Source organism: Acidobacteriota bacterium, from assembly GCA_040752675.1.
Lineage (GTDB): Bacteria > Acidobacteriota > Polarisedimenticolia > JBFMGF01 > JBFMGF01 > JBFMGF01.
This window is the reverse complement of sequence record JBFMGF010000093.1, coordinates 1-21,366: the sequence shown is the minus strand read 5'-3', so window position 1 is coordinate 21,366 and position 21,366 is coordinate 1. Positions and strand designations below refer to the sequence as shown.

General features: G+C 48.9%; 19 protein-coding genes. 7 read left to right on the top strand and 12 right to left on the bottom strand.

Features of this window, described 5'->3' with window-relative positions; all coding sequences use genetic code 11:
* Nucleotides 1–62 precede the first annotated feature (62 nt).
* The 4 genes from folD (at nucleotide 63) to AB1756_08620 (ending at nucleotide 4,511) form a co-directional block, all read left to right on the top strand.
* Nucleotides 63–992: a bifunctional methylenetetrahydrofolate dehydrogenase/methenyltetrahydrofolate cyclohydrolase FolD gene (gene folD / locus AB1756_08635; protein MEW5807396.1), complete on the top strand. Its 930-nt coding sequence runs from the start codon at nucleotides 63–65 to the stop codon at nucleotides 990–992.
* 87 nt (nucleotides 993–1,079) lie between these two features.
* Nucleotides 1,080–1,718 (top strand): dephospho-CoA kinase, encoded by a 639-nt coding sequence (gene coaE, locus AB1756_08630; GenBank protein ID MEW5807395.1) that lies wholly within the window; start codon nucleotides 1,080–1,082, stop codon nucleotides 1,716–1,718.
* Nucleotides 1,719–1,795: 77 nt separating this feature from the next.
* Complete coding sequence (locus tag AB1756_08625) at nucleotides 1,796–3,178, top strand: TldD/PmbA family protein (GenBank protein ID MEW5807394.1); 1,383 nt, start codon at nucleotides 1,796–1,798, stop codon at nucleotides 3,176–3,178.
* 4 nt (nucleotides 3,179–3,182) lie between these two features.
* On the top strand, nucleotides 3,183–4,511 hold the full coding sequence (locus AB1756_08620) for a TldD/PmbA family protein (GenBank protein ID MEW5807393.1): 1,329 nt from the start codon (nucleotides 3,183–3,185) through the stop codon (nucleotides 4,509–4,511).
* A 50-nt stretch (nucleotides 4,512–4,561) separates the two neighbouring features.
* Here AB1756_08620 and panD read toward each other — a convergent pair whose 3' ends face one another.
* The 5 genes from panD to folK form a co-directional block, all read right to left on the bottom strand.
* Entirely contained in the window at nucleotides 4,562–4,957 is a 396-nt protein-coding gene (gene panD / locus AB1756_08615; GenBank protein ID MEW5807392.1) for an aspartate 1-decarboxylase, read from the bottom strand.
* 88 nt (nucleotides 4,958–5,045) lie between these two features.
* Nucleotides 5,046–5,891, bottom strand: a complete 846-nt coding sequence (panC, locus tag AB1756_08610; GenBank protein ID MEW5807391.1) for a pantoate--beta-alanine ligase — start codon at nucleotides 5,889–5,891, stop codon at nucleotides 5,046–5,048.
* 19 nt (nucleotides 5,892–5,910) lie between these two features.
* Nucleotides 5,911–6,786, bottom strand: coding sequence for a 3-methyl-2-oxobutanoate hydroxymethyltransferase (panB, locus tag AB1756_08605; protein ID MEW5807390.1), 876 nt, complete (start codon nucleotides 6,784–6,786; stop codon nucleotides 5,911–5,913).
* Between the two features lie 92 nt (nucleotides 6,787–6,878).
* Nucleotides 6,879–7,517 (bottom strand): deoxynucleoside kinase, encoded by a 639-nt coding sequence (locus AB1756_08600; GenBank protein MEW5807389.1) that lies wholly within the window; start codon nucleotides 7,515–7,517, stop codon nucleotides 6,879–6,881.
* Between the two features lie 278 nt (nucleotides 7,518–7,795).
* Nucleotides 7,796–8,311, bottom strand: coding sequence for a 2-amino-4-hydroxy-6-hydroxymethyldihydropteridine diphosphokinase (gene folK / locus AB1756_08595; GenBank protein MEW5807388.1), 516 nt, complete (start codon nucleotides 8,309–8,311; stop codon nucleotides 7,796–7,798).
* A 318-nt stretch (nucleotides 8,312–8,629) separates the two neighbouring features.
* Here folK and groES point away from each other — a divergent pair, with 318 nt between their 5' ends.
* A complete protein-coding gene (gene groES, locus AB1756_08590) occupies nucleotides 8,630–8,917 on the top strand; it encodes a co-chaperone GroES (GenBank protein MEW5807387.1) in 288 nt (95 codons plus the stop codon).
* A gap of 135 nt (nucleotides 8,918–9,052) precedes the next feature.
* Complete coding sequence (gene groL, locus AB1756_08585) at nucleotides 9,053–10,714, top strand: chaperonin GroEL (GenBank protein MEW5807386.1); 1,662 nt, start codon at nucleotides 9,053–9,055, stop codon at nucleotides 10,712–10,714.
* A 69-nt stretch (nucleotides 10,715–10,783) separates the two neighbouring features.
* On the opposite strand, the gene AB1756_08580 is transcribed toward groL, so the two are convergent.
* From AB1756_08580 to dgt, 7 genes are all read right to left on the bottom strand, one after another.
* Nucleotides 10,784–11,521 carry an outer membrane lipoprotein carrier protein LolA gene (locus tag AB1756_08580; GenBank protein MEW5807385.1) on the bottom strand — a complete coding sequence of 246 codons (738 nt, stop codon included), beginning with the start codon at nucleotides 11,519–11,521 and terminating at the stop codon, nucleotides 10,784–10,786.
* Nucleotides 11,522–11,656: 135 nt separating this feature from the next.
* Entirely contained in the window at nucleotides 11,657–12,793 is a 1,137-nt protein-coding gene (locus AB1756_08575) for an HD domain-containing phosphohydrolase (protein ID MEW5807384.1), read from the bottom strand.
* A gap of 121 nt (nucleotides 12,794–12,914) precedes the next feature.
* Nucleotides 12,915–15,884: a DNA polymerase I gene (gene polA, locus AB1756_08570; protein ID MEW5807383.1), complete on the bottom strand. Its 2,970-nt coding sequence runs from the start codon at nucleotides 15,882–15,884 to the stop codon at nucleotides 12,915–12,917.
* A gap of 5 nt (nucleotides 15,885–15,889) precedes the next feature.
* The gene (locus AB1756_08565; protein MEW5807382.1) at nucleotides 15,890–17,788 is read right to left on the bottom strand and encodes an ATP-dependent DNA helicase; all 1,899 of its coding nucleotides are present in this window, start codon (nucleotides 17,786–17,788) and stop codon (nucleotides 15,890–15,892) included.
* Nucleotides 17,789–17,799: 11 nt separating this feature from the next.
* Nucleotides 17,800–18,435 (bottom strand): bifunctional precorrin-2 dehydrogenase/sirohydrochlorin ferrochelatase, encoded by a 636-nt coding sequence (locus AB1756_08560; protein ID MEW5807381.1) that lies wholly within the window; start codon nucleotides 18,433–18,435, stop codon nucleotides 17,800–17,802.
* A gap of 40 nt (nucleotides 18,436–18,475) precedes the next feature.
* Entirely contained in the window at nucleotides 18,476–18,925 is a 450-nt protein-coding gene (gene rpiB, locus AB1756_08555; GenBank protein ID MEW5807380.1) for a ribose 5-phosphate isomerase B, read from the bottom strand.
* An 8-nt stretch (nucleotides 18,926–18,933) separates the two neighbouring features.
* Complete coding sequence (gene dgt / locus AB1756_08550) at nucleotides 18,934–20,265, bottom strand: dGTP triphosphohydrolase (GenBank protein ID MEW5807379.1); 1,332 nt, start codon at nucleotides 20,263–20,265, stop codon at nucleotides 18,934–18,936.
* A gap of 360 nt (nucleotides 20,266–20,625) precedes the next feature.
* Between dgt and AB1756_08545 the strand changes: the two genes are divergently transcribed.
* Nucleotides 20,626–21,111, top strand: coding sequence for a hypothetical protein (locus AB1756_08545; GenBank protein ID MEW5807378.1), 486 nt, complete (start codon nucleotides 20,626–20,628; stop codon nucleotides 21,109–21,111).
* The last annotated feature ends 255 nt before the right edge of the window (nucleotides 21,112–21,366 follow it).

The window sequence follows — 21,366 nt, the reverse complement described above, 5'->3', positions numbered from 1 at the left end:
GGACGCCCGAAGAGCAAAAGTAGTAGAATAAAAGCGATTAAAAACGATTTTCAGGAAAAAATATGGGAGCAAAGATTCTGGATGGGACGACGGTAGCGGAAAAGATCAGAGCAGAAGTGAGTGAAGAGGCCCGGTACTTAAGGGAGACTAGAGGGATCGTCCCAAAGCTTTCAGTCATCCTCGTAGGCGAGAACCCTGCATCGCAGATCTACGTCAGAAACAAGGAAAAGGCAACCCAACAGGCTGGTATGAGCTCCGAAGTCATCCGGATGCCAAAGGATACGTCAATGGAGACATTGCTCTCTACAGTCACGCGATTGAACAAAGACAGGAATGTGCATGGTATTCTAGTCCAGCTTCCGCTTCCGAATCATCTCGACGAGCACAGTGTCATCATGAGCATCGATCCTGACAAGGATGTGGATGGCTTTCATCCCGTGAATGCGGGGAGATTACTAATCGGTCTTAATGGATTTCTCCCCTGCACGCCGGCAGGCATCATCGAGCTTCTCAAATGGTATGAGATTCCCATGAAGGGAAAGCATGCCGTCGTCCTTGGCAGGAGCAACATCGTTGGGAAACCGATGGCTATTCTCCTTCTGAGAGAGCATGCCACCGTGACCGTCTGCCATTCCAGAACTCAGAATCTGCCGGCTGTGGCGGCTACCGGCGATATTCTGGTTGCTGCTATCGGAAAGAAGGCCATGGTGACCGGCGATTATATCAAGGAGGGTGCCGTAGTTGTTGATGTAGGGATTAACAGGGTCACCGACGAAAATGAAGTGAAAGAACTCTTCGGCGAGAGTGAAGAGAGGTTGAAGCAGGTACGTGAGAGAGGATCAACGATCGTCGGAGATGTTCATCCCCTTCAGGCACAGGCAAAGGCAGGATATCTGACGCCAGTCCCGGGCGGAGTCGGCCCTCTCACCATCGCCATGCTGTTGAAGAACACTATTGAATCCACTAAGCTAAAATCAGGCATCTCAGGATAGAATTCAGGAGTAAAATTGTTTGCATAAAGTTTTTTTAAATCAAAAATGGAAAGCTGAAAAGAATAAGAAGGGAGAAGAAGGATCGAGATGAAAAGGGGATTCCTGGAGGTGGGATTAACGGGCGGGATCGCTTCCGGGAAGAGCACCGTGTCAAAAATTCTCTCCTCACTCGGAATCTTCGTGATCGATGCTGATGCAATCGCCCACAGACTTATAGAGCCGGATGGAAGAGCTTTCTGCAAAGTCATCGAAACATTCGGCAATTCAATCATTGAGAGCGGGAAGATCGATCGCAAGAAATTGGCCGACATCGTCTTTAAAGATAAGCTGGCTCTTGCCTATCTTAACGCCATCATTCACCCTCTGGTCCGAGAAGAACTGGAGATCCTGACGGCAAGATACATATCCGAGATACTCAAAAAGGAGATCGCCGAGAGGAACAAAAGGATAGTAATTACTGAAGCGGCGCTCCTTGTTGAAACAGGCTTCTACACGAGTTATGACAGACTCATCGTCGTCCATTGCTCTCGTGATACTCAGATCAAGAGGATCGTGGAACGGGATGGGACGAGCCGCGAGGAAGCTCTGGCGAGGATAAACTCACAGATGCCAATGGACGAGAAGATTGGATATGCCGATTATCTCATCAATACCGATTGCCCTTTTGGGGAGGTGGAACTACAGACCAGGAATCTTCAGGCAAAGCTTCTATCCGATTTCATATGAAATAATCGTAGAAGATCGCAGCAGTCCTTCTGTAAGCCGTTTCTTGTAAAATCAAAAAAGATATGAATCAAAATAAGATGATTCATTTCGAAGAGCTTGGTGAGATCCTATCTCTCATGGCACGGGGCCGGGATTTCGCCGAGATCTACATGGAGAGGAGAGAGTGTACGTATCTCACCTATGATGGAGGCGAGCTTGATGATGCCACTGGGGGGATTGAGGGAGGGGTAGCGCTGCGGATCATTAAAGATGACACTACCTATTTCGCCAATGGAAATGAAACAGACTTCGAAAGCATCATGTACCTTACCCGGAAACTCATAAGCGATGTAGAAAGTTCCGGCAAAGGGACTATCCCTCTATTGAAATTTGTTCCTCGTCAGGAGATCTCCCCTGTTCAGATCAATCCCATGCAGGTTCCAATCGAGAAAAAAGTGGAGATATTGAAAAGAGCCGATTCGGCAGCGCGTGCCTATAGCAACAGGATTGTCCAGGTAACAGCGCAGTATATCGATTCCGTGAAAGATTTTATAGTAGCCGATTCGGAAGGACTTCTCTCGCATGATACGATAACTATAGTTTCTCTTGCTGTTCTCGCGGTAGGCAGGAAGGATGACATGATAAGAAGCGGATGGGAAACGGCATCCCGGACATCCGGTTTTGAGATCTTTGATCAAATCAAGCCTGAAGATGTCGCAACGGAGGCGGCGAGGATCGCAGTCGTGCAGTTCGAAGCGGGACCAGCTCCTGCCGGAACATTCACCGTCGTTATTTCCTCAAAGGCCGGGGGAACAATGATCCATGAGGCATGCGGGCACGGTCTCGAAGCCGACTTCATCGAAAAGGGGCTTTCGGTTTACTCCGGAAAGCTGGGTCAGAAGGTTGCCGCCGGGATGATCACGGTCGTTGACGACGGAACCATGCCAAATCTTAGAGGCTCTTCCAAATTCGATGAGGAGGGAATCCCAGCTCAAAAGATCGTGCTGATAGAAAACGGAATCCTCAAAGGGTTTCTGCATTCGAAGAAGACGGCAAAGAAGATGAAGATGCTGCCTACGGGTAACGGGAGAAGGGAAAGCTACAGGCACCTTCCCATACCCAGGATGAGGAACACTTACATAGCTCCGGGAACGATGGATCCGAAGCAGATCATCGCGCAGGTGAAGGAAGGAATTTTCGTTGCAGATATGGGAGGTGGCGAAGTGGATACGATCTCTGGAAATTTCGTCTTTCACTGTAGCGAAGCTTACATGATCAGGGATGGAAAAGTCTGTGAGCCGATCAGGGATGCCATCCTTACGGGAAATGGTCCAGAGATACTGAACAAGATAGATGCCGTAGGTAACGACATGGGTTTCCAGAGTGGAACCTGCGGAAAGGGGGGACAATCCTCTCCGGTCACCAACGCACAACCGACTATCAGGGTTCCTGGTATCGTCGTCGGAGGCTCTGCACATTGATTTTATGAATGAAGTCATACATAAATGTCTGAACCTCTTCAAAGCGAAAGGAATCGAGGGAGAAGTTTTTCTCATTAATAGCCGAAGAACAAAGATCACCGTTTCCTCTGGCAAAGTGGACACTCTTGAGGAGCGAGAGGAAAGGGGATGCGGGATAAGAGTCTTCCACAAGAAGAGAATCGGTTTTTCTTACACTTCCGACCTGTCAGAGGGATCTCTGCATGCGACGATCCAGAACGCCTATGATTTTTCTCTGCTCTCGTCGGAGGATGATTCAAACATCCTTCCACCGCCGATGGCCGTTGATCCATTAGAATCTTTCAATGCCTCTATTCTGGAAATCCTGGCTTCAAGAAAGATTGCCTTCGCTGCGCGAATCGAAGAAAGCGCAAGAAAGCTCGACCCAAGGATCGAGAAGGTACGTGAGGCAACTTATAAGGATTTCATCGGCGATATCTATCTGGCCAACACGGCAGGAGTCGATCTTTTCTACAGAGCGGGACGGGCAGCAGGCTACATCGAGCTCTCCGCAACGGATGGCAGGTCATCGCAAGCTGGTTCCCATCATGCTTTCGGCCTGACGATGGACGATATAGACCCGGAAGAGATCGGAAGAATTGCGGCTAGAAAGGCACTTGACAAATTGGGAGCAAGGGATTTCAAGACGGCAAAGACCAAGGTGGTCCTGAGCAACGAGATGGCAGCCAATCTTCTCGCGGAGACGGCCTTGATATTTTCAGCCAAGAAGGTCTTGAAGAACAAATCGCTTCTGATAGGAAAGCTCGGGAAGAAGATCGCTTCGACGACGCTTACGCTGATAGACGATGGCAGGAAAAGCGAAGGATTTTTCGCCGCCCCTTTCGATGGAGAAGGAGTTCCAACCCGGGAGACGTTTATCATCCGCGAGGGGCATCTCGAGAACTACCTGCACAACTACCAGACGGCTCTCAAGATGAATCTGGACCACACGTCGAATTGCGTGAGAAACTCTTCTTTGAGCTCCCCAAAGATCGGCATATCTAATCTCTACGTGAAGCCTTCCTCTCATCCGCCTGAAGAGATCATCGGGAGTGTAAATAGCGGAATTTACATCACCGACCTCCTCGGACTCCACACCGCGGATACCATCACAGGAGATTTCTCTCTGGGAGCGGCTGGAAGAGTCATAGAAAATGGAAGGCTCTCATACCCGGTCCAGAAGATAGCTATTTCCGGGAATCTGTTGACGCTGCTTGAATCTGTGGAAGCAGTGGGGAACGACCTGAAATTCTCCCTCTGGTCCGGCGGCGGCGTGACCCTTCTTCTCAAAGAAATGTCGGTAAGCGGTACTTAGAGCATCCTCTTCAGTATTAGACGATCTGCTTCACCGCCAGATAAAATTGGTCAGGCATCTTGACTGGCCGTCCTGCGCTCTTCCTCGATGGCCTTGATCTCTTTGATCCGGTTTCTGGAATCTACGACGATGATGATTGGCTTGTGGCCTTTTATCTCGGAGTCTTCCATCAGCGAGTAGGACGCCACGATGAGTAAGTCTCCCGGATCGGCAAGGTGAGCGGCCGCTCCGTTGACACAGCAAGCTCCGCTTCCCCTTTTCCCTTCGATGACGTAGGTACTGAACCGGTGGCCGCTGTTGACGTTGTAAACATCGATCCTCTCATAGGGAACCATCTTTGCCGCATCGATTAGGTCAGCATCGAGCGTGAGACTTCCCTCATAATGGACGTTCCTTTCAGTGACCGTAATCCTGTGGATCTTGGCCCTGAGCAACTCTCTTCTCATCTTATTCTCCATCTCTCAGATAATTACTCATCATCAAATCCATCTAATGCATAGGCATCCTGTTCCGATTTCCCCTTGCCATTTTATTCTAGGCATTCACGATGATATTGTCGATGAGACGCGTATTGCCGATGAAGACGGCCAGGGCGATCAGAACTTCGCCAGAGATCTTGGATAGGTGCTCGAGTTGTGCCGTATCCGTGATGGAGATGTAATCAATTCTTGCCAGAGGTTCGTCCTCGATGAGCTTTCTCATCCCGATCTCTATCGCTTCCGCATCTTTCTCTCCATCATTTATCAACCTTTGTGCCTCTATCAGCGACCTGTAGAGAATGGTGGCTGCCTTCCTCTCCTCCATGGAGAGGTAATAATTTCTGGAACTCATCGCAAGGCCATCCTCGTGCCTGACGGTCGGAGCCACGACGATCTCCACATTCATGTTCAGGTCTTTTACCATCTTCTTGATGATGATAGCCTGCTGGGCATCCTTCTGACCAAGGATGGCGAAGCTTGGAAGAACGATGTTGAAGAGTTTCAGTACTATGGTCGTCACCCCGCGGAAATGGCCAGGCCGGCTCCGGCCGCACATGGTGTCGCTGAGCCTCTTGACTTCGACGTACGTGAAGTATCCTTCTGGATATACCTCCTCCACCGCCGGCGTGAAGAGATAGTCCACCCCTTCGGCAACCGTCAGATCGACGTCCCTTGCCAGGTCCCTTGGATATTTATCGAAGTCCTCGGCTGGGCCGAACTGAGCCGGGTTCACGAAGATCGAAGCAATTGTGATGTCGGAGAGCTCCCTGGCCCTTCGGAAAAGGCTCAGATGTCCCTCATGGAGAAAACCCATCGTGGGAACGAACCCGATCTTTTTCCCCTTCCCCCTTGCCTCTTTCGAGATTTCCTTCATCCGATTGATCCTGGAGATGATGTCCATCATTTGCCCTCGTCCATCATTAATCTGCTGCCGTTACTCCATACTTCATGAGAAGCTTTTCTGCGACATCCCTCGGCAGAGAGTAGCTCTCATTATCCGACGGGAAATCCCCGCTCTGAACGTCCGATATGAATCTTCTTATGGAACTCTTCACCTCGTCATTGAGATTCGCATATTTTCTTACAAATTTCGGCAGGTAACAAGAATTAAATCCGAGGAGGTCGTGGAAGACAAGAACCTGTCCATCGCAATATCGTCCTGCTCCGATTCCAATCGTCGGAATCTTCAGTTCGGACGAGATGATCCTTGAAAGTTCATCCGGGATTCCCTCCAGGACTATTGAAAATACCCCTTCTTCTTCCAGGATCTTCGCATCCCGGACCAGTTCTTCCGCCTTCTCAAAGATCCTCCCCTGGACCTTGTATCCTCCCATCATGTGTATCGACTGCGGCGTGAGCCCGATGTGCCCCATCACAGGAATCTCTGCATCAAGAATGGCTCTGATGACCCGGACCCGTTTTCTCCCTCCTTCCACTTTCACGCCCTCAGCGCCACCTTCCTGGACGAAGCGTCCAGCATTCCTCACGGCATCTTCCACAGAGGTATGATAGGAAAGATAGGGCATGTCTCCAATCAGAAGGGCCCGCTTTCTTCCCCTTGCTGCCGCCTTCGTGTGGTGAATCATCTCCTCCATCGTGACCTTCAATGTGTTCTCGTATCCAAGGACGACCATCCCGAGGGAATCCCCAACAAGGATGATGTCGATCCCGGCATCATCTGCCACTTGCGCGGAAGGGTAGTCGTAAGCGGTGATCATAGAGATTCTCCTCCCCTCCTTTTTTCTTGCGAAGATGTCAGGAATGGTTATCTTGGGCAGGAAGTCTGTACCGCTCATCGCAGCCTCCTTTCTCCCCACCTGTTAGGTTGAGGGAAATCAGCAGCGGCTCTTGCTACGGGGAATCTACCAATCTACTATACCCATCCCGGTCAGCCTTTCGATCCGAGTGGGACATAATACTGAACACCTTTCCCCATGTTTCTTATTCTCATTACCAGGTCATCAAGGTCTTCCGGCTGATGAACGAAGTCAATATCCGACGTGTTTATAACCAGTAGCGGTGAAGCATCGTAGTGGAAGAAGAAGTAATTGTATGCCTTGTTGACCTCATTTATGTATTCTTCCGAGATCTCCTTCTCGTAATCTCGCTTTCTCCCTTTGATCCTCTCGTAGAGGACACTCGTCTCTGCCTGAAGGTAGATCACCAAGTCAGGCATCGGAACGTTGACCTCGAGCATGCCATAGAGCTTTTCATAAAGCATCAGCTCGCTATCATTGAGATTAAGATACGCGAAAATCTTGTCTTTTGCAAACAGATAGTCGCATATGATGAGCTGCTGGAAGAGATCCGCCTGTTTGAGCTCCGAGAGCTGGCGATAGCGGTTCAGGAGGAAGAAGAGCTGAGTCTGGAAGGCCGCCCCGGTCTTATCGTTGTAAAAATCCTTTAGGAAGGGGTTCTCTATACTCTCCACGACCTTCCGGGCATTGAACTTCTCCGCAAGACGTTCAACAAGGCTTGTCTTCCCTACTCCGATCGGCCCTTCTACCGCAATCTGCTTGAATTTCATAAAGATAATTCGGTAACCAACCCTATGTTTTCATCTTTAGATGCTTTTATATGATTAACTGTATTTATCAATCAGACATCTTAGAAGTTTTTTTAAGATGGTGATGCTTGGCCTCGGCCACCTGCCGCTATGACTTTAGAACTGTCGTCTTTACTTTGCAAGGTTGAAGGTTTATCTTTTCACCTGAGTTTGAAATTATATTTTAATTTTAGCCGAACAATCAAGAGAAGAATTCATTAGTTATGTCAGGTATTTTTCCTGACGGAATAGGAAAAGAATCAGATCACTATATCAAGCTTCCTGACCATACAAGCATCCTGGCATTCATCAATGAGAAGCCTCACATTTTTTTTAAAGACCGGATGAATGATGTAGGGCGCAATCTCTGCAAGCGGGACGAGAACGAACTTTCTTTGGTGCATTCTGGGATGCGGGATGGTGAGCCGCTCAGTCTTCAGGACAAGATCACCATAAAAAATGATGTCCGCATCAAATGTCCTGGATTTCTTCCGGTCCTTGTCTCTTATTCGACCCATCTCGGACTCAATCTGCAGGCAGGTGCTTAGCAGATCTTCCGGCTGAAGAGAAGTCTCAACTTCCATGACCAGATTATAATAATCACATACTCCTGCCATCCCAACAGGTTCCGTCTCATAGATTGATGAGAGAGATCTGATGACCAGCCCCTTTCCCTGCAGTAGCCGAATCCCTCTTTGCAGATTTCGTAGTCTATCTCCGAGATTGGAACCCAGAGAAAGATAGCATAAGGGTATCTGGCTCTTTTTTTTCTCCATCGGTTATCTCAGAGGTTGATTCGATCTCTTGCCTGGCATGTTCTGGTAAGTAATGGTGAGGTTGATCTTAGTTCTGCATGCTGCCGACATCCTGAATGCTCACTCTTCGATATGTATTCATTAGTTTAATGTTTCATCCATTTTATTCTTTAGGGAAGAATAGCGTCAAGAAGAATAGAACAAAATTCTTATGAAGTAGCTTGACATTTGAAAAGCGCAATCCTATAGTATTGGCACTCTTTAGGCAAGAGTGCTAATTTTATTTTTAGGATAAATGTAACTCTTTCATTTTCAACCAATTAGAAAGGAGGATGTACTATGAAGATCAAACCATTAGCCGATCGAATTCTAATCAAGAGGCTCGAAGAGAAAGAGGTCGTAAAGGGGGGGATCATCATCCCCGACACGGCGAAAGAGAAGCCGATGGAAGGAAAAGTCATTGCCGTCGGTCCCGGCAGGCTGGACGACAATGGCAAAAGGGTCCCGATCGAAGTGAAAGTGGGCGACAAGGTCCTGTTCGGCAAATATGCGGGAACAGAGATCAAGATCGAGGATGAAGAGCATGTTATCCTGAGAGAAGACGAAATCCTAGGAATCATTCAATGACGAATTACAGAAGCCCGGACACTACTGTGCGTTCCGGCTCATACTCGATGTCAAGGATCACCGATGAGAAATCGAGTTATCTTAAAAATTAGCAAGAAAAGTGAAAATCAAACAATGAAAAGGAGGTTATAGATTATGGCAGCAAAGGATATCATTTATGCTGAGGATTGCAGGCAGGCAATTCTCAAAGGAATCAACAAGCTTGCCGATGCCGTCAAGGTTACACTTGGCCCAAAGGGGCGAAATGTCATCCTGGAGAAGAAGTTCGGTTCTCCCACAAGTACGAAGGACGGTGTAACCGTAGCCAAAGAGATCGAGTTGAACGATCCTAAAGAGAATATGGGCGCCCAGATGGTGAGAGAGGTCGCCAGCAAGACGTCCGATACAGCCGGTGATGGAACGACAACCGCAACCGTCCTTGCGCAGGCGATCTATCGGGAAGGGATCAAGGCAGTTACGTCCGGCGCCAATCCGATGGATCTCAAGAAAGGAATTGAGAAAGCGGTCGAGATCTCCGTTAATGAGATAAAGAACCTCTCCCAAAAGGTGGCAGGAAAGATGATCGCACAGGTGGGCACTGTCTCGGCCAACAACGACGAGACTATCGGCCAGATCATTGCCGAGGCGATGGAGAAGGTCGGGAAGGATGGCGTTATCACCGTCGAAGAGGCAAAATCAATGGAGACTTCTCTCGACGTCGTGGAAGGAATGCAGTTTGATCGAGGGTATCTCTCACCGTACTTCGTCACCGATGCCGAGAGGATGGAATGCGTCCTCGAGGATATCAAGATACTCATCCACGAGAAGAAGATCAGCAACATGAAAGAGCTCCTTCCACTGCTCGAACAGATCGCAAGAGCCGGGAAACCATTGCTCATCATCGCCGAGGACGTAGAAGGCGAGGCCCTTGCCACGCTCGTCGTAAATAAACTCAGAGGAACGCTCCAGTGCTCCGCAGTCAAGGCTCCTGGATTCGGTGACCGCAGGAAGGAGATGCTCAAGGACATCGCCATTCTGACTGGTGGAAAGAGCATCACGGAGGATCTCGGGATCAAGCTCGAGAACATCCGGATGGAAGACCTCGGCGAAGCCAAGAAGATCGTCATCGACAAGGACAACACGACCATCATCGAAGGGAAAGGAAAGCAGTCTGAGATCGAAGGACGGGTGAAGCAGATCAGAACACAGATCGAGGATACAACCTCCGATTACGACCGGGAGAAACTACAGGAAAGGCTGGCCAAACTGATTGGCGGTGTTGCAGTCATTAAAGTCGGTGCAGCCACAGAGACAGAGATGAAGGAGAAGAAAGCAAGAGTCGAGGATGCCATGCATGCGACGAAGGCAGCCGTCGAGGAAGGGATTGTTCCCGGTGGCGGAGTTGCCCTCCTGAGAGCCCAGAACGCCATCGATAAATACCTGAAAGAGAAGAAGGAAAAGGAGCTGAACGATGACCAGGTCATCGGATTCAACATCGTGAAGAGAGCCCTTGAGGAACCGATTCGGCAGATTGTCCAGAACGCCGGTCAGGAAGATTCCGTCATCGTAAATGAAGTGAGGAACCTTGAGAAGGAAAAGGGGAAGAACTGGGGCTTCGATGCTTATAAAGAAACTTTCGCCGACATGGTCGAGGGCGGGATCATCGATCCAACCAAAGTCGTGAGGACGGCTCTTCAGAACGCTTCCTCCATAGCTAGTCTGATGCTCACAACGGAGGCAGCGGTCTATGAAATCCCGGAGGAGAAGAAGCCACCGATGATGCCTCCACATGGCGGCGGCATGGGTGACATGTACTAACTCCTCATCCACAAACGAGAGGCGATGACAGGTCAGGCATGATGCCTGACCTGTCCTGTCATTTTCTTTTTATTTACCTTTGTCGGAAAACTCAGAGAAGCCTTCTTTAATCTCGACATCGGGCGGGATATTCAGTTTGTAGATTTCCGCACTAATCTCCTCGTTAATTTTTAAATTGTCGAATGTGAGCGTCGTTTTGTCTCCATCCATCTCCACATATTGGATCTGGTATGGTTGAAGGGTCGTTTTATCGATCCAGATCCTTACAACATCGACTCTTTTCTTCGCCCTTCTCTTCTTAGGTCTGAGGGTCATGATAATCTTCTTGGAGTTATTGTTGTTAGAGACCTCGATATTGTAATAGTCTTTTAGATCTTTCGAGATCTGCCCGACGGCGAAAAATTTAAAGACCTGCCCACTGAACCGCTTGATGTTGACTTTCTCCGCTTTCTTTTCTTTGGGGTAATAACTGATTAGGTCATTTTTCGTCAGAAGGAATGTCTTTTCTTCAGGATTCTGATATTCCCAGAGGGCCTGGCTCGGACTCGTAAAATAGAACCTCCCCTTCGATACAACCGGCTCTTCGAGGAGCTTCAGCTCTTTCTTCTCGACGAATGTTGCCTGGATGGTCTTCGTCTCTTTCTGGACGAAGTCAAACTTCTTGAAAAATGCTTCGGTTTGTTCATCAGTGTAAATAGTATGCTTCTCTTCAGTCCCCAGAAGACCGTAAGAGAGCGTTGCCACAAGAAAAAAGATGAAAATCCCTTTTAAATCATACTTCTGCATGCAAAAAAGTCTATCAGCCATAAACCATTTCGTCAAGAAAATCCAATGCTTAAGCTAAAAAGAATGAGGCAGCGTTGTGGGCAGAATCTTCTCCGGTGATGAAATCATCACGATTAAAGTGAAATAATAGATCTAAGGTATTCTAATGAGAAAGTTTCACTTAAACTTCACGGGCACGAAGCTCTGTACGATGCTGATTTCCTCGTGGATCCTCCTGTCGATTGCTTCCCAGTCCGATTTTGGAATGGAAAGGAAGACATCGGCGACCATGGGATCGAATTGAGTTCCTTTGAACTTAAGGACTTCATCCCGGGCCTGCTCGTAGGTAAGCGCATTCCGGTATGGGCGAGGCGATGTCATGGCATCCAGCGTATCGGCAACGGCAAATATCCGCGCCGCCAGCGGTATGGAGCCGTTTTTCAATCCTCCCGGATAGCCTGTGCCATCCCACCTCTCATGGTGATGAAGCACAATGAGAAGCGCGTCCTCGAGGAATTTGATGCCGCTCAGCACCTTATACCCGTACTCAGGATGCTTTCGCATGATGCACCATTCCTCATCGGTCAATTTTCCCGGCTTTCTCAGAATGGCATCGGGTATCCCGATCTTCCCGACATCATGAAGAAGGGCTCCCCTTCTGATATCGACCATATTCTTGCCGACAATCCCAATCCTCTCGGCAATAAGCGATGTATACTCGACGACCCTCTTGGAATGCCCCTGGGTCTCCGCGTCTCTCGTATCGAGGGCGACTATGAGGGCTTCCAGGGTCGCATTGTAGTTCTCTTGGATTTGATGGAAAGCGACGGATAGCTCATTGTAGAGCCTCTCTATCTCTTTCGTCTTGCTGAGAATCTCTTCCGTTCTCTCCCGGACTTTCTTCTCAAGGTTGAGTTGATACTCTCTATTCTCCTGGATCAATCTTCGCTTTTCTAACGTCCTTTCGATGACGATCCGCAACTCCTCGAAATTGAACGGCTTCGTAACATAGTCACTGGCGCCGAGCCTCATTGCATGGATTGCCGAATCGATGTCGATGACCCCGGTCACCATGATTACATCCATGTCATGATCGTGCTCTTTGATCGTGCGGAGGAGGTCTATGCCACTCTCGCCGGGCATGTTGATGTCGCTGAGAACAAGTTGGAATCGATCACTTTTGAGCTTTTCCAGTGCTTCGCTATAGTTAGAAGCTGTAAAACATTCGTATCCCGAGAGATCTAACCCTTCGCTCAGGACCTCTCTCACCGAAGGCTCGTCATCAACCACAAGGATCTTCTTCAGATCATCCATTCTCTCTTAAAACCATTTGGTCTTTCAAAGGTAATATATTCCCCGCAAGATATTTTTCCACTCCTTTGCTCGAGATGAGCGAGCGCTGGAAAGCAAAATAAACATTATTGAGTTCTTTGATCTATTTGGTATCGGCCCAGCTTTTGCCGGAAGAGACATTGACGATCAATGGAGCCTTCAGTGGATAAACGTACTCCATCTTCTCCTTGACAAGCCTCTTCACCTTCTCGACATTCTCTTCAGGGACCTCGAAGAGAAGCTCATCGTGGACCTGGAGTATCATGCGGGCTTGATATTGTCCAAACTCCCTGTGGATTGATATCATGGCTTTTTTTATTAGATCGGCCGCCGTCCCCTGTATTGTCGTGTTGACCGCCTGCCTGATCGCCTGCTGCATGAGCCTCTGGTTCTTGCTGCCTATCTCCTTGAAATATCTCACCCTCCCGAAGAGCGTCGTAACGTACCCCTCCTTCCTGACGAACTCCGTCGTCTCATCGATGTAGTCTCTCACCCTCCGAAACCTCTGGAAATAGGAATCTATGAACCTTTGAGCCTCCCTGCTGGAGATCCCCAGCTCCCTGGACAGACGAAAGGCTCCCATCCCATAGAGAATCCCGAAGTTGATGGTCTTCGCAAAACGCCTGTGATCATCAGTCACGCTTTCGTAAGGGATCCCCAGAATCCTTGAGGCGGTTGTTCTATGGATATCCTCCTCCTTCACGAAGGATTCGATCATGTCCTGGTCATCGGAGAGATGGGCAAGGATTCTCAGCTCCACCTGGGAATAATCTGCGGAGACAAAGAGATACCCCTCTTCAGGGACGAATGCCTTTCTGATCTCCTTTCCCGATTCGGAACGGATCGGGATGTTCTGGAGGTTGGGATCGCTCGAAGAGAGCCTCCCGGTGGCCGTCCCGGTCTGATGAAAGGATGTGTGGACCCTTCCCGTCCCAGGGTCTATTAGAGCCGGAAGGGCATCCACGTAAGTCGCTTTCATCTTAGCGATGCTCCTGTACTCCAGCACCTTCCGCGGCAGCGGGTGAACGGCTGATAGCTCTTCCAGCACTTCCATCCCCGTTGCAAACTCACGGCTCTTCGGTGTCTTCCTGGCATGGGCGAGTCCAAGCTTCCTGAAGAGGATATCGCCTAACTGCTTCGGGGAATTGATGTTGAACTTTTGTCCTGCCAGTTTGTAGATCTCCTCGCTGACAGCTTGAAGCTCGGCTTCCATATCGATGGACATCGACCCGAGTAGTTCCGTGTCGATCTTCACGCCTGACATCTCCATCCCGGCAAGGACCTCGATGAGAGGCATCTCTACCGTCTCATACAGCTCTTCAAGATTCTCTTTCAGCAGCATATTTTTGAGAAGTGGATGGAGCCTCGCAGTATAGAAGGCTCTCCTGGCACAGTTCTGCAAGAGACGCTGCTCGGGAATGTGACCATCCTCTTCTTCCAGCTTCTCTTCGGTATATCGAGCATGAAGCACCTCTTCGACGATTGTGGGAAGTTCAAAATCTTTCCTAGATGGATCAAGCAGGTAGGCTGCTAACATTGCATCGAAAGAGATCCCACCGAGATCAATCTCATGCCTTCTGAGAGAGATGAGCGAAGTCTTGAGGTCGTGTCCGATCTTCTTTATCTTCTCATTCTGCAGGGCTCTCTTCAGTGTCTCCAGAGCCAGGAGATTGTTCAGGAATACACCTTCAGAAGGAAGAAGAAAAGCGTAGCTCTTTCCTTCATCAGGGATGTAAAATGAAATGGCTATTTTCTCCCTGTTTTTTTGGTGCCCCGGCATGCGAAGGAGGCCGATGAAAGCCTCCCTCCTCTTCGCAAGTTTATCCTCCAGAGCACTCAGATCATCCAGGCTTGCGATCGGTTCAAAGGTTACCTCTCCAGAAGAAGGGGCCGTACCCTCCACTACTTCTCCCTTCTCCAACCCCGCAAGCATGGAGGAAAAGCCAAGCTCCGTGAAAAGCGCTCTCAGTTCTTCCTCCCGGATGCCCTTGTATTTCAGAGAGCCAGGCTCCAGGATCAGCGGAACGCTCTGCTCAATCTTTGCCAGCTTCCGACTCATGACAGCGCGATCTTTATGCTGTGATACGCTTTCCCACGACTTGTAGGAACTTCCCTTCTCCAGATCCTTCAATAGTTTCTTCAGTATTCGAAGTTCCGTTGGCACCCCTTCCGGTTCGTTGAGATAGTCTGATTTCTTCTTTGCAATCTCTTCGAAGGAAGCTAAAAGTTCTTCGACTTTCTTATAGAAGCCGGAATCCTTTTCTACATTCAGCAGCGCTCGCCCTTTTTCTCTTGCTTCATCCAGTTCATCGAAAAAACGCTCCCATGGTATTTTCCTGTGAGCCCCAGAGGATGCTTCTATCTCCTCGATCTCCTTAAGTAGCGCATTTCTCAATGCAAAGAATGCAATAAATCTTTCTGCTCTGTCGATGACTTTTTCGAGGGAACCATAGGTTGCGATTATCTCCTTAGCCCTCTTCTCACCGATGCCGGGGACACCGGGGATGTTATCAACGGGGTCTCCCCAGAGGGAAAAGACGTCGACGACTCGCTCCGGGGCAACGCCGAATATCCTCATGACTTCTTCTTTCCCGATCTCTCCTTCCTCTTTCTGCGGATTGAGCATCAAGACAGATCCATCGACAAGCTGGAAGAGGTCCTTGTCGGAGGCGACGATGACGACGGAAAACCCCTCTTCACTGGCCTTTCTGGAGAGCGTCCCGATGAGGTCATCCGCCTCATAGCCTTCCATTTCCAGTACCGGAACTCCGAACGCCTCGCAGACTTTTTTCGCATACGGGAACTGGATGCTCAACTCTTCCGGGGCTTCCGGTCTATTCGCCTTGTACCCCTTGAACTCTTCGTGACGGAAGGTGGGAGCAGAAAGGTCGAAGGCACATGCAACATAGTCAGGCTTCTTCTCTGCCAGAAGTTTCTTGAGCATTCTTGCAAAACCATATACGGCGTTCGTCGGCAGACCTCTCTGGTTCGTGAGCTGGCTTTTGATGGCATAGAAGGCCCTGAAGATCTGGTTCGTTCCATCTATCAGATAGATCCTTTTCTTTTCCATCATCTCTTCTAATCCAGGTGTGGTTTGAAGAAACTCTCGACATCGTCAAGCCGATCCGTGACTTTGAAGGGAGGGAGGGATTCCAGGAAGACCCTTCCATATTTTCTGGTGAGGACTCTCGGATCGAATAGGGCGAGAATCCCCTTATCCTTCCGGCTCCTGATCAGTCTCCCGAGCCCCTGTTTCAATTCGATGACGGCCATGGGAAGTTGATACTCATAGAAAGCGTTCCTCCCCTCTTCCTTCAGATACTTGATGCGGGTCGCGATGAGCGGGTCCGAAGGGACATCGAAGGGGATTTTATCTATGGCAACGAGGCTGAGAGATTCTCCCTGGACATCCACTCCATGCCAGAAGGATGAGGTGGCAAAGAGGACGGCTCCCCTTCCCGACCGGAACTCCTCGAGAAGCTCCGTCTTTGGCATCTCACCCTGGAGGAGCAGAGGGTACCTTATTTTGGATGCCATCATCCTGTGAAGCTTTTTCATGTTGGCTATGCTGGTGAAGAGGACAAAGGCTCTCCCCTCACTGATCTCCAGCAGCTTCAGGAGATCCTCTTTCATCCTTTCAAGGAAAGACTCCTCGTGCGGCTCGGGCATGGAACCGGGGAGATACATGATGGCCTGCTTCTCGAAGTCGTACGGGGATTCTACCGCGAGCTCTTGATGATTCACCACACCCAGTCTTTCCCTGTAAAAGGAGAAATCCCCCGCAATCGAGAGAGTGGCAGAAGTCATGATGGCACACTTCACCCTTTCAAAGAGATTGACTCTGAGAATCTCCGAAACATCAATGGGTGAAGCCTGGAGGATGACATTCTTCTTCCTGATTTCATACCAGTAGACGTATTTACGATCTTCCTGTTTGACGAGGAACTGGAGGGCCTGGAGAAGTCTTTCCTTTCTGTTCAAGATATTCTCAAGCTCTTCGCCCTCTCCCACCCGTTCCGTCATAGCCGTGCTGAGCAGATCGAAGCTGTTGGAGAGAACGGAAACCCTGGAGGAGAGCAGACCCCTCTTTGCCTCTGGAAACTGTAACTTTCCCTCATCACCCTCAAAATGCGAGAAGAAATCATCGACCGATTCCTTCGCTCCAGCAAAAATTTTCTTCTTTTCATTGATCTTCGTCCTTTCCGGGAAGAGCTTCTCCGCATCCCGCAACAGTTCATCGAACTTCCTGCGGCTCACAGAGATTCCAAAATAGTTCGTTGCCACTTCTTCCATCATGTGAGCCTCATCGAAGATGAGGTGCTCGTACGGCGGAATCACTGCACCAAAATCGCTTCTGATGGAGAGATCGGCAAAGAAGAGGTGATGATTGACGATGACAATATCTGCCCCCAGAGCCTTGTTCTTGAGGAGAGTCAGGAAGCATGGCTTGAAATAGGGGCATTTCTTCCCCATGCATGTGTCGCTCTTTGCGTTTATGTCTGACCAGATAGAAATATCCTCTGGAACTCCTTTGAGTTCTCCCCGGTCTCCAGTCTTAGTCTTCATTGCCCAGCCCTTCAGGGTATCGAAAAAGGTTGCCTCCTCAAGTTCCCTGAACAGGGGCTGTCTCTCGAAATCTCTGAACCGTTTCAAGCAGAGATAGTTTTCCCTTCCCTTCATGCAACAGGCTTTGAAAGAGTAGCTGAACCTTTTCCTGATGAAAGGGATATCCTTAAAGAAGATCTGTTCCTGAAGATTTTTGGTGCCGGTCGAAATGATGAACTTCTTTTTCGATTCCAGAGCAGGAATGAGATAGGCCATCGTCTTTCCAATCCCGGTTCCAGCCTCGATTAGAAGATGTCTTTCCGCAGCGATCGCATTCATCACCGCCTCTGCCATCTCGTGCTGCCCGGCCCTGTATTCATAATCAGGATGCGCCTTTGCCAGTACACCACTCTCAGCAAAAATTTTCTTCATAGTCACCGGATTCATAAATGTTTTTGGATGATGCGGCGCGATTCTCGGGAGGCTTCCCTCATTTTTCCCCTTTTCAAATGCGAGAGGATCCGGCTTCTGGAAAGCGCATCGAAGATCTTTTTTCTCTTCGCTGGGGATGCGACCTGCTGGAGGACCTCTGTTCTGATCTCTCCCATAAGGTTGAGATATTTTTCGTATTCTCTCCCAAATATCTTTTCCAGCTTTTTCCTGATCTCCCTGGCAAGGGTCGGGCTCTTCCCCGACGTGGAAACGGCAATCTGAAGATCTCCTCTGGAGATTGATGACGGAACAGTGAAATGGCAGAGTTCTGGATCATCCACGACGTTGCATAAGATGTTGAACCGTGTGGCTTCCCTGTAGATCTTCCAATTCAATTCCCTGTCACCGGTTGCAACGATAACGATAGCTGAGCCCTTAAGGTCCTCCTTTCTAAATTCCCGCTTCAAATATTTTATCTTGCCGTTTTCCACCAGACTCTTGAGAGATGATATCAATTCAGGACTGATGACCTTCACCACGGCGCCAGCATCGAGGAGAGACTTTACCTTTCGTCTGGCGACGTTTCCTCCACCCACAACCAGACAACTCTTCCCCCGAATATCAAGAAAGACAGGGTAGTATTTCATATAATAAGGTAGGTGTTCAAATAACGCTCCGGATCATCTATCATTTGAAGAGTCTGTCCTCGAGAGCCCTGATCTTTTCCACTCTTTGTAAGTGCCTCCCGCCGCTGAAATCGGTCTCGAGCCAGATCCTTGTCATATCGAGGATATTCTCATAATCATTTATCCTGCTTCCCATGCAGAGGATGTTGGCATCGTTGTGCTCCCTGCTCAGTCTTGCCATCTCGGGTGTGCAGGCGAGCGCCGCCCTGATACCCTTGACCTTATTGGCCGTGATGGACATACCGATCCCACTTCCGCATATCAATACCCCCCTGTCGAACTTCCCCGAGGAAACGGCCTCGGCCGCTTGCAATCCGAAGTCGACGTAGTCCACTGATTCTTCGGAAGATGTCCCGAAATCGCTTACCCCGTATCCCAGTTTCTTGACATCTTCCATCAACTTCTCTTTCGTTTGAAAACCTGCATGATCGGAAGCAAAAAGGATCCTCATAGAACCCCCTAACCCTTATGGTATTCCAGGTTCAACTTTTCATACTCCTGCCGCGCATAATTGTCCGTCATTCCCGCAATGTGATCACAGATCAATCTAACGAACCGCGGGTCTTTTTTATAGCGAACAATCTCTTTCCCCATCCGTTTTCCGGGTATGTCCCGGAGGAATTTCACCCCCCTGATCTCCCGATACCGGAGAAGAAGATAATCTTCAAGAATCAGGGGATTTCTGTAATACGCCATGAAAAGCCCCTCGATGATTCTCTTCGCCCTCTCCCTGACTCTCTGGGTATGAAATGTATAAGCTGTTCGGGAGGAAATGAAATCCCAGAACTCGCCGAACATCTTCTTTACTCGGGGAGGAAATGAAATCTCGTTTCCACTGATTGTCTCTCTCGATTGATAGAATCTCTCCGTGCTGCAAACGCCGTTTTTTTCGGCCCAGCGGCTGAGTGCTTGAAGGGAATGGCAGATGACGTTGGTCACGAGGAGATGGGTGAGACCTCTGTTGATGGAAGCAATCTTCATATAGCGCCCTCTCAGCGCTGTATATCTCTTCCCGATTTTCTTGATTAGCTCTCTCACCAGGGCAAGACGTTCCGCTTCCTTCAGCTCGATGATCCCGCACCTCAGTCCGTCATCGGCGCTCTCGATCTGAGTGGCGATCTCGTCGGCGATGAAAACCACCTGGGCCTCGAATGACGGTGCAAGTCCTGGATGCAGGCCTTCTTTTATCATATCAGGATAAGCCATATCCTTTCCTTTCTCTCCCTGCTTCACGATCCCCTCCCTGGTATCGCTGGTCAGGTTGAGTCCCTCATGTTCGTACCTCTTCTCTAAGAGATCGACCACTCTCAACGATTGTTTGTTTCTTGCGAATCCGTACAGGTCTGTCTTAATCTCCGTCAACCCTTCGAGTATCCTCCCTTTTAAGATGGAATCAAGAGTTTTTTCCGCAGCCTCTCCAAAGGGCGGAACTCCCAGGTCATGCGCCAGCGAGATCGCCTCGATCAGATCCTCATTTAGGCTCAACCCTCTCCCGAGGGTCCTGGCAATCTGGCTGACCTCCAGCGTATGATTGAGCCTGTCCCTTCCATGATCCTCATCAGTTATATGGGAGATACTCGCCTTATTCCTCAGCCTTCGAAAAGCTCTGGAATAGATGATCCTGTCCCTGTCTCTCTGGAATTCAGTCCTGTAATCGAAGAGCCTTCCCTCTGAGCTGACGTCGATCAACCTCCTGGCGCGTGAGCTCTTGAGCGCATAACAGGAGAGGCGTTCCTCCTCATATTTTTCAAGGACTTCCCTTGTTCTGATTGGGCCGGTTTCTTGAAGCATCACATACTCTTCATAAAGATGACTCAATGTTAATTATATTATATCAATGAGCTTCCCGATTCTAAACGATTTCCATTAGATCCAAGCCAAGATTTGAAGAGATGGAACAAAAATGCAATAATTGAAAATTGAGGTTGCACGAAAGAACATTTGAGCGTATATTACAAAACAAATAAAAGAAACGTTATGAAATAAGAGAGGTGGTGATAGAAGAAGAAATCGAGCGACAAACTGAATGGTTGTGAAAAATTGTGATAAAAATCTGAAAATATGTGATAGTTTTAAATTGGACTTTCAGCTGTTTTGACAATATATGAAAAAGGATGTTAATTTTAGGAAAAGATATTTAGGAGGAGGGTTATGAAAGTTAGATTGGTTTTAGCGATTTTCTTGAGCATCGGGGTTTTATCACTGCCAGTACTAGCGAAAGATGTTACGATTGGCGATTTCGCACTGAAGTATGCCAATGCCCTGAACTTGAAGGTCAGCAACCCCAGCGACGCAGTTAGAGCCCTTGCTGCAAAAGGACTGATGGGAAGTGATACCGATGTATCATCTCCTCTGACAGAAGCCGCTCTTGCCGAGATCTTTGAGAGAGCCGGTCTCAATGCTTCCACAAGCAATCCTGGTGACAAGGTATCCGAGAACACGGTCAGCTCCGCGATTTCAAGTCTTGCTGGTAGCGTTAATACCAACCTCCCCGGTGGTGGCAACTCCTCACCAATGGGAAGCAGCGGCGGCGACGACGAAGCTAACAATAATGGTAAAAAGACAAGACCGTTTGGGCAAGAGCCAAACAGCCGTGCTAATCCCAATGCCTTCTATGGTCGAGAAGACGAAGGCTAATGCCTTTTACTGATCGCAAATAGCATTGAAAAAGCCGCTGGCTTTCGTGCCGGCGGTTTTTATTTTCCGCTTCAAAACAATCACCCTAACAGTAAAATAGCTGCGCGACCCTCAATAATTCTGACTATATTAGGGTTTGCTGAAAAAGTCATTTTCGTTTTTTTATTAAGAAGAATACCTTTCCCCTTCTTTTTCCTCTCTTAGATTTTCTTCAATCCCTTACGTCATTCTCTTCAGTGCTCTGTTCAGGTTCAT

Excerpts from the sequence above, each read along its gene's own strand:
- folD (MEW5807396.1), top strand. The coding sequence starts at position 63 with ATGGGAGCAAAGATTCTGGATGGGACGACGGTAGCGGAAAAGATCAGA.
- groL (MEW5807386.1), top strand. The coding sequence starts at position 9,053 with ATGGCAGCAAAGGATATCATTTATGCTGAGGATTGCAGGCAGGCAATT.
- AB1756_08625 (MEW5807394.1), top strand. The coding sequence starts at position 1,796 with ATGATTCATTTCGAAGAGCTTGGTGAGATCCTATCTCTCATGGCACGG.
- groES (MEW5807387.1), top strand. The coding sequence starts at position 8,630 with ATGAAGATCAAACCATTAGCCGATCGAATTCTAATCAAGAGGCTCGAA.
- AB1756_08580 (MEW5807385.1), bottom strand. The coding sequence starts at position 11,521 with ATGGCTGATAGACTTTTTTGCATGCAGAAGTATGATTTAAAAGGGATT.
- folK (MEW5807388.1), bottom strand. The coding sequence starts at position 8,311 with ATGGAGAAAAAAAAGAGCCAGATACCCTTATGCTATCTTTCTCTGGGT.
- panC (MEW5807391.1), bottom strand. The coding sequence starts at position 5,891 with ATGGACATCATCTCCAGGATCAATCGGATGAAGGAAATCTCGAAAGAG.
- panD (MEW5807392.1), bottom strand. The coding sequence starts at position 4,957 with ATGAGAAGAGAGTTGCTCAGGGCCAAGATCCACAGGATTACGGTCACT.
- AB1756_08575 (MEW5807384.1), bottom strand. The coding sequence starts at position 12,793 with ATGGATGATCTGAAGAAGATCCTTGTGGTTGATGACGAGCCTTCGGTG.
- coaE (MEW5807395.1), top strand. The coding sequence starts at position 1,080 with ATGAAAAGGGGATTCCTGGAGGTGGGATTAACGGGCGGGATCGCTTCC.
- dgt (MEW5807379.1), bottom strand. The coding sequence starts at position 20,265 with ATGCTTCAAGAAACCGGCCCAATCAGAACAAGGGAAGTCCTTGAAAAA.
- polA (MEW5807383.1), bottom strand. The coding sequence starts at position 15,884 with ATGATGGAAAAGAAAAGGATCTATCTGATAGATGGAACGAACCAGATC.
- AB1756_08545 (MEW5807378.1), top strand. The coding sequence starts at position 20,626 with ATGAAAGTTAGATTGGTTTTAGCGATTTTCTTGAGCATCGGGGTTTTA.
- rpiB (MEW5807380.1), bottom strand. The coding sequence starts at position 18,925 with ATGAGGATCCTTTTTGCTTCCGATCATGCAGGTTTTCAAACGAAAGAG.
- AB1756_08565 (MEW5807382.1), bottom strand. The coding sequence starts at position 17,788 with ATGAAGAAAATTTTTGCTGAGAGTGGTGTACTGGCAAAGGCGCATCCT.
- AB1756_08600 (MEW5807389.1), bottom strand. The coding sequence starts at position 7,517 with ATGAAATTCAAGCAGATTGCGGTAGAAGGGCCGATCGGAGTAGGGAAG.
- AB1756_08560 (MEW5807381.1), bottom strand. The coding sequence starts at position 18,435 with ATGAAATACTACCCTGTCTTTCTTGATATTCGGGGGAAGAGTTGTCTG.
- panB (MEW5807390.1), bottom strand. The coding sequence starts at position 6,786 with ATGAGCGGTACAGACTTCCTGCCCAAGATAACCATTCCTGACATCTTC.
- AB1756_08620 (MEW5807393.1), top strand. The coding sequence starts at position 3,183 with ATGAATGAAGTCATACATAAATGTCTGAACCTCTTCAAAGCGAAAGGA.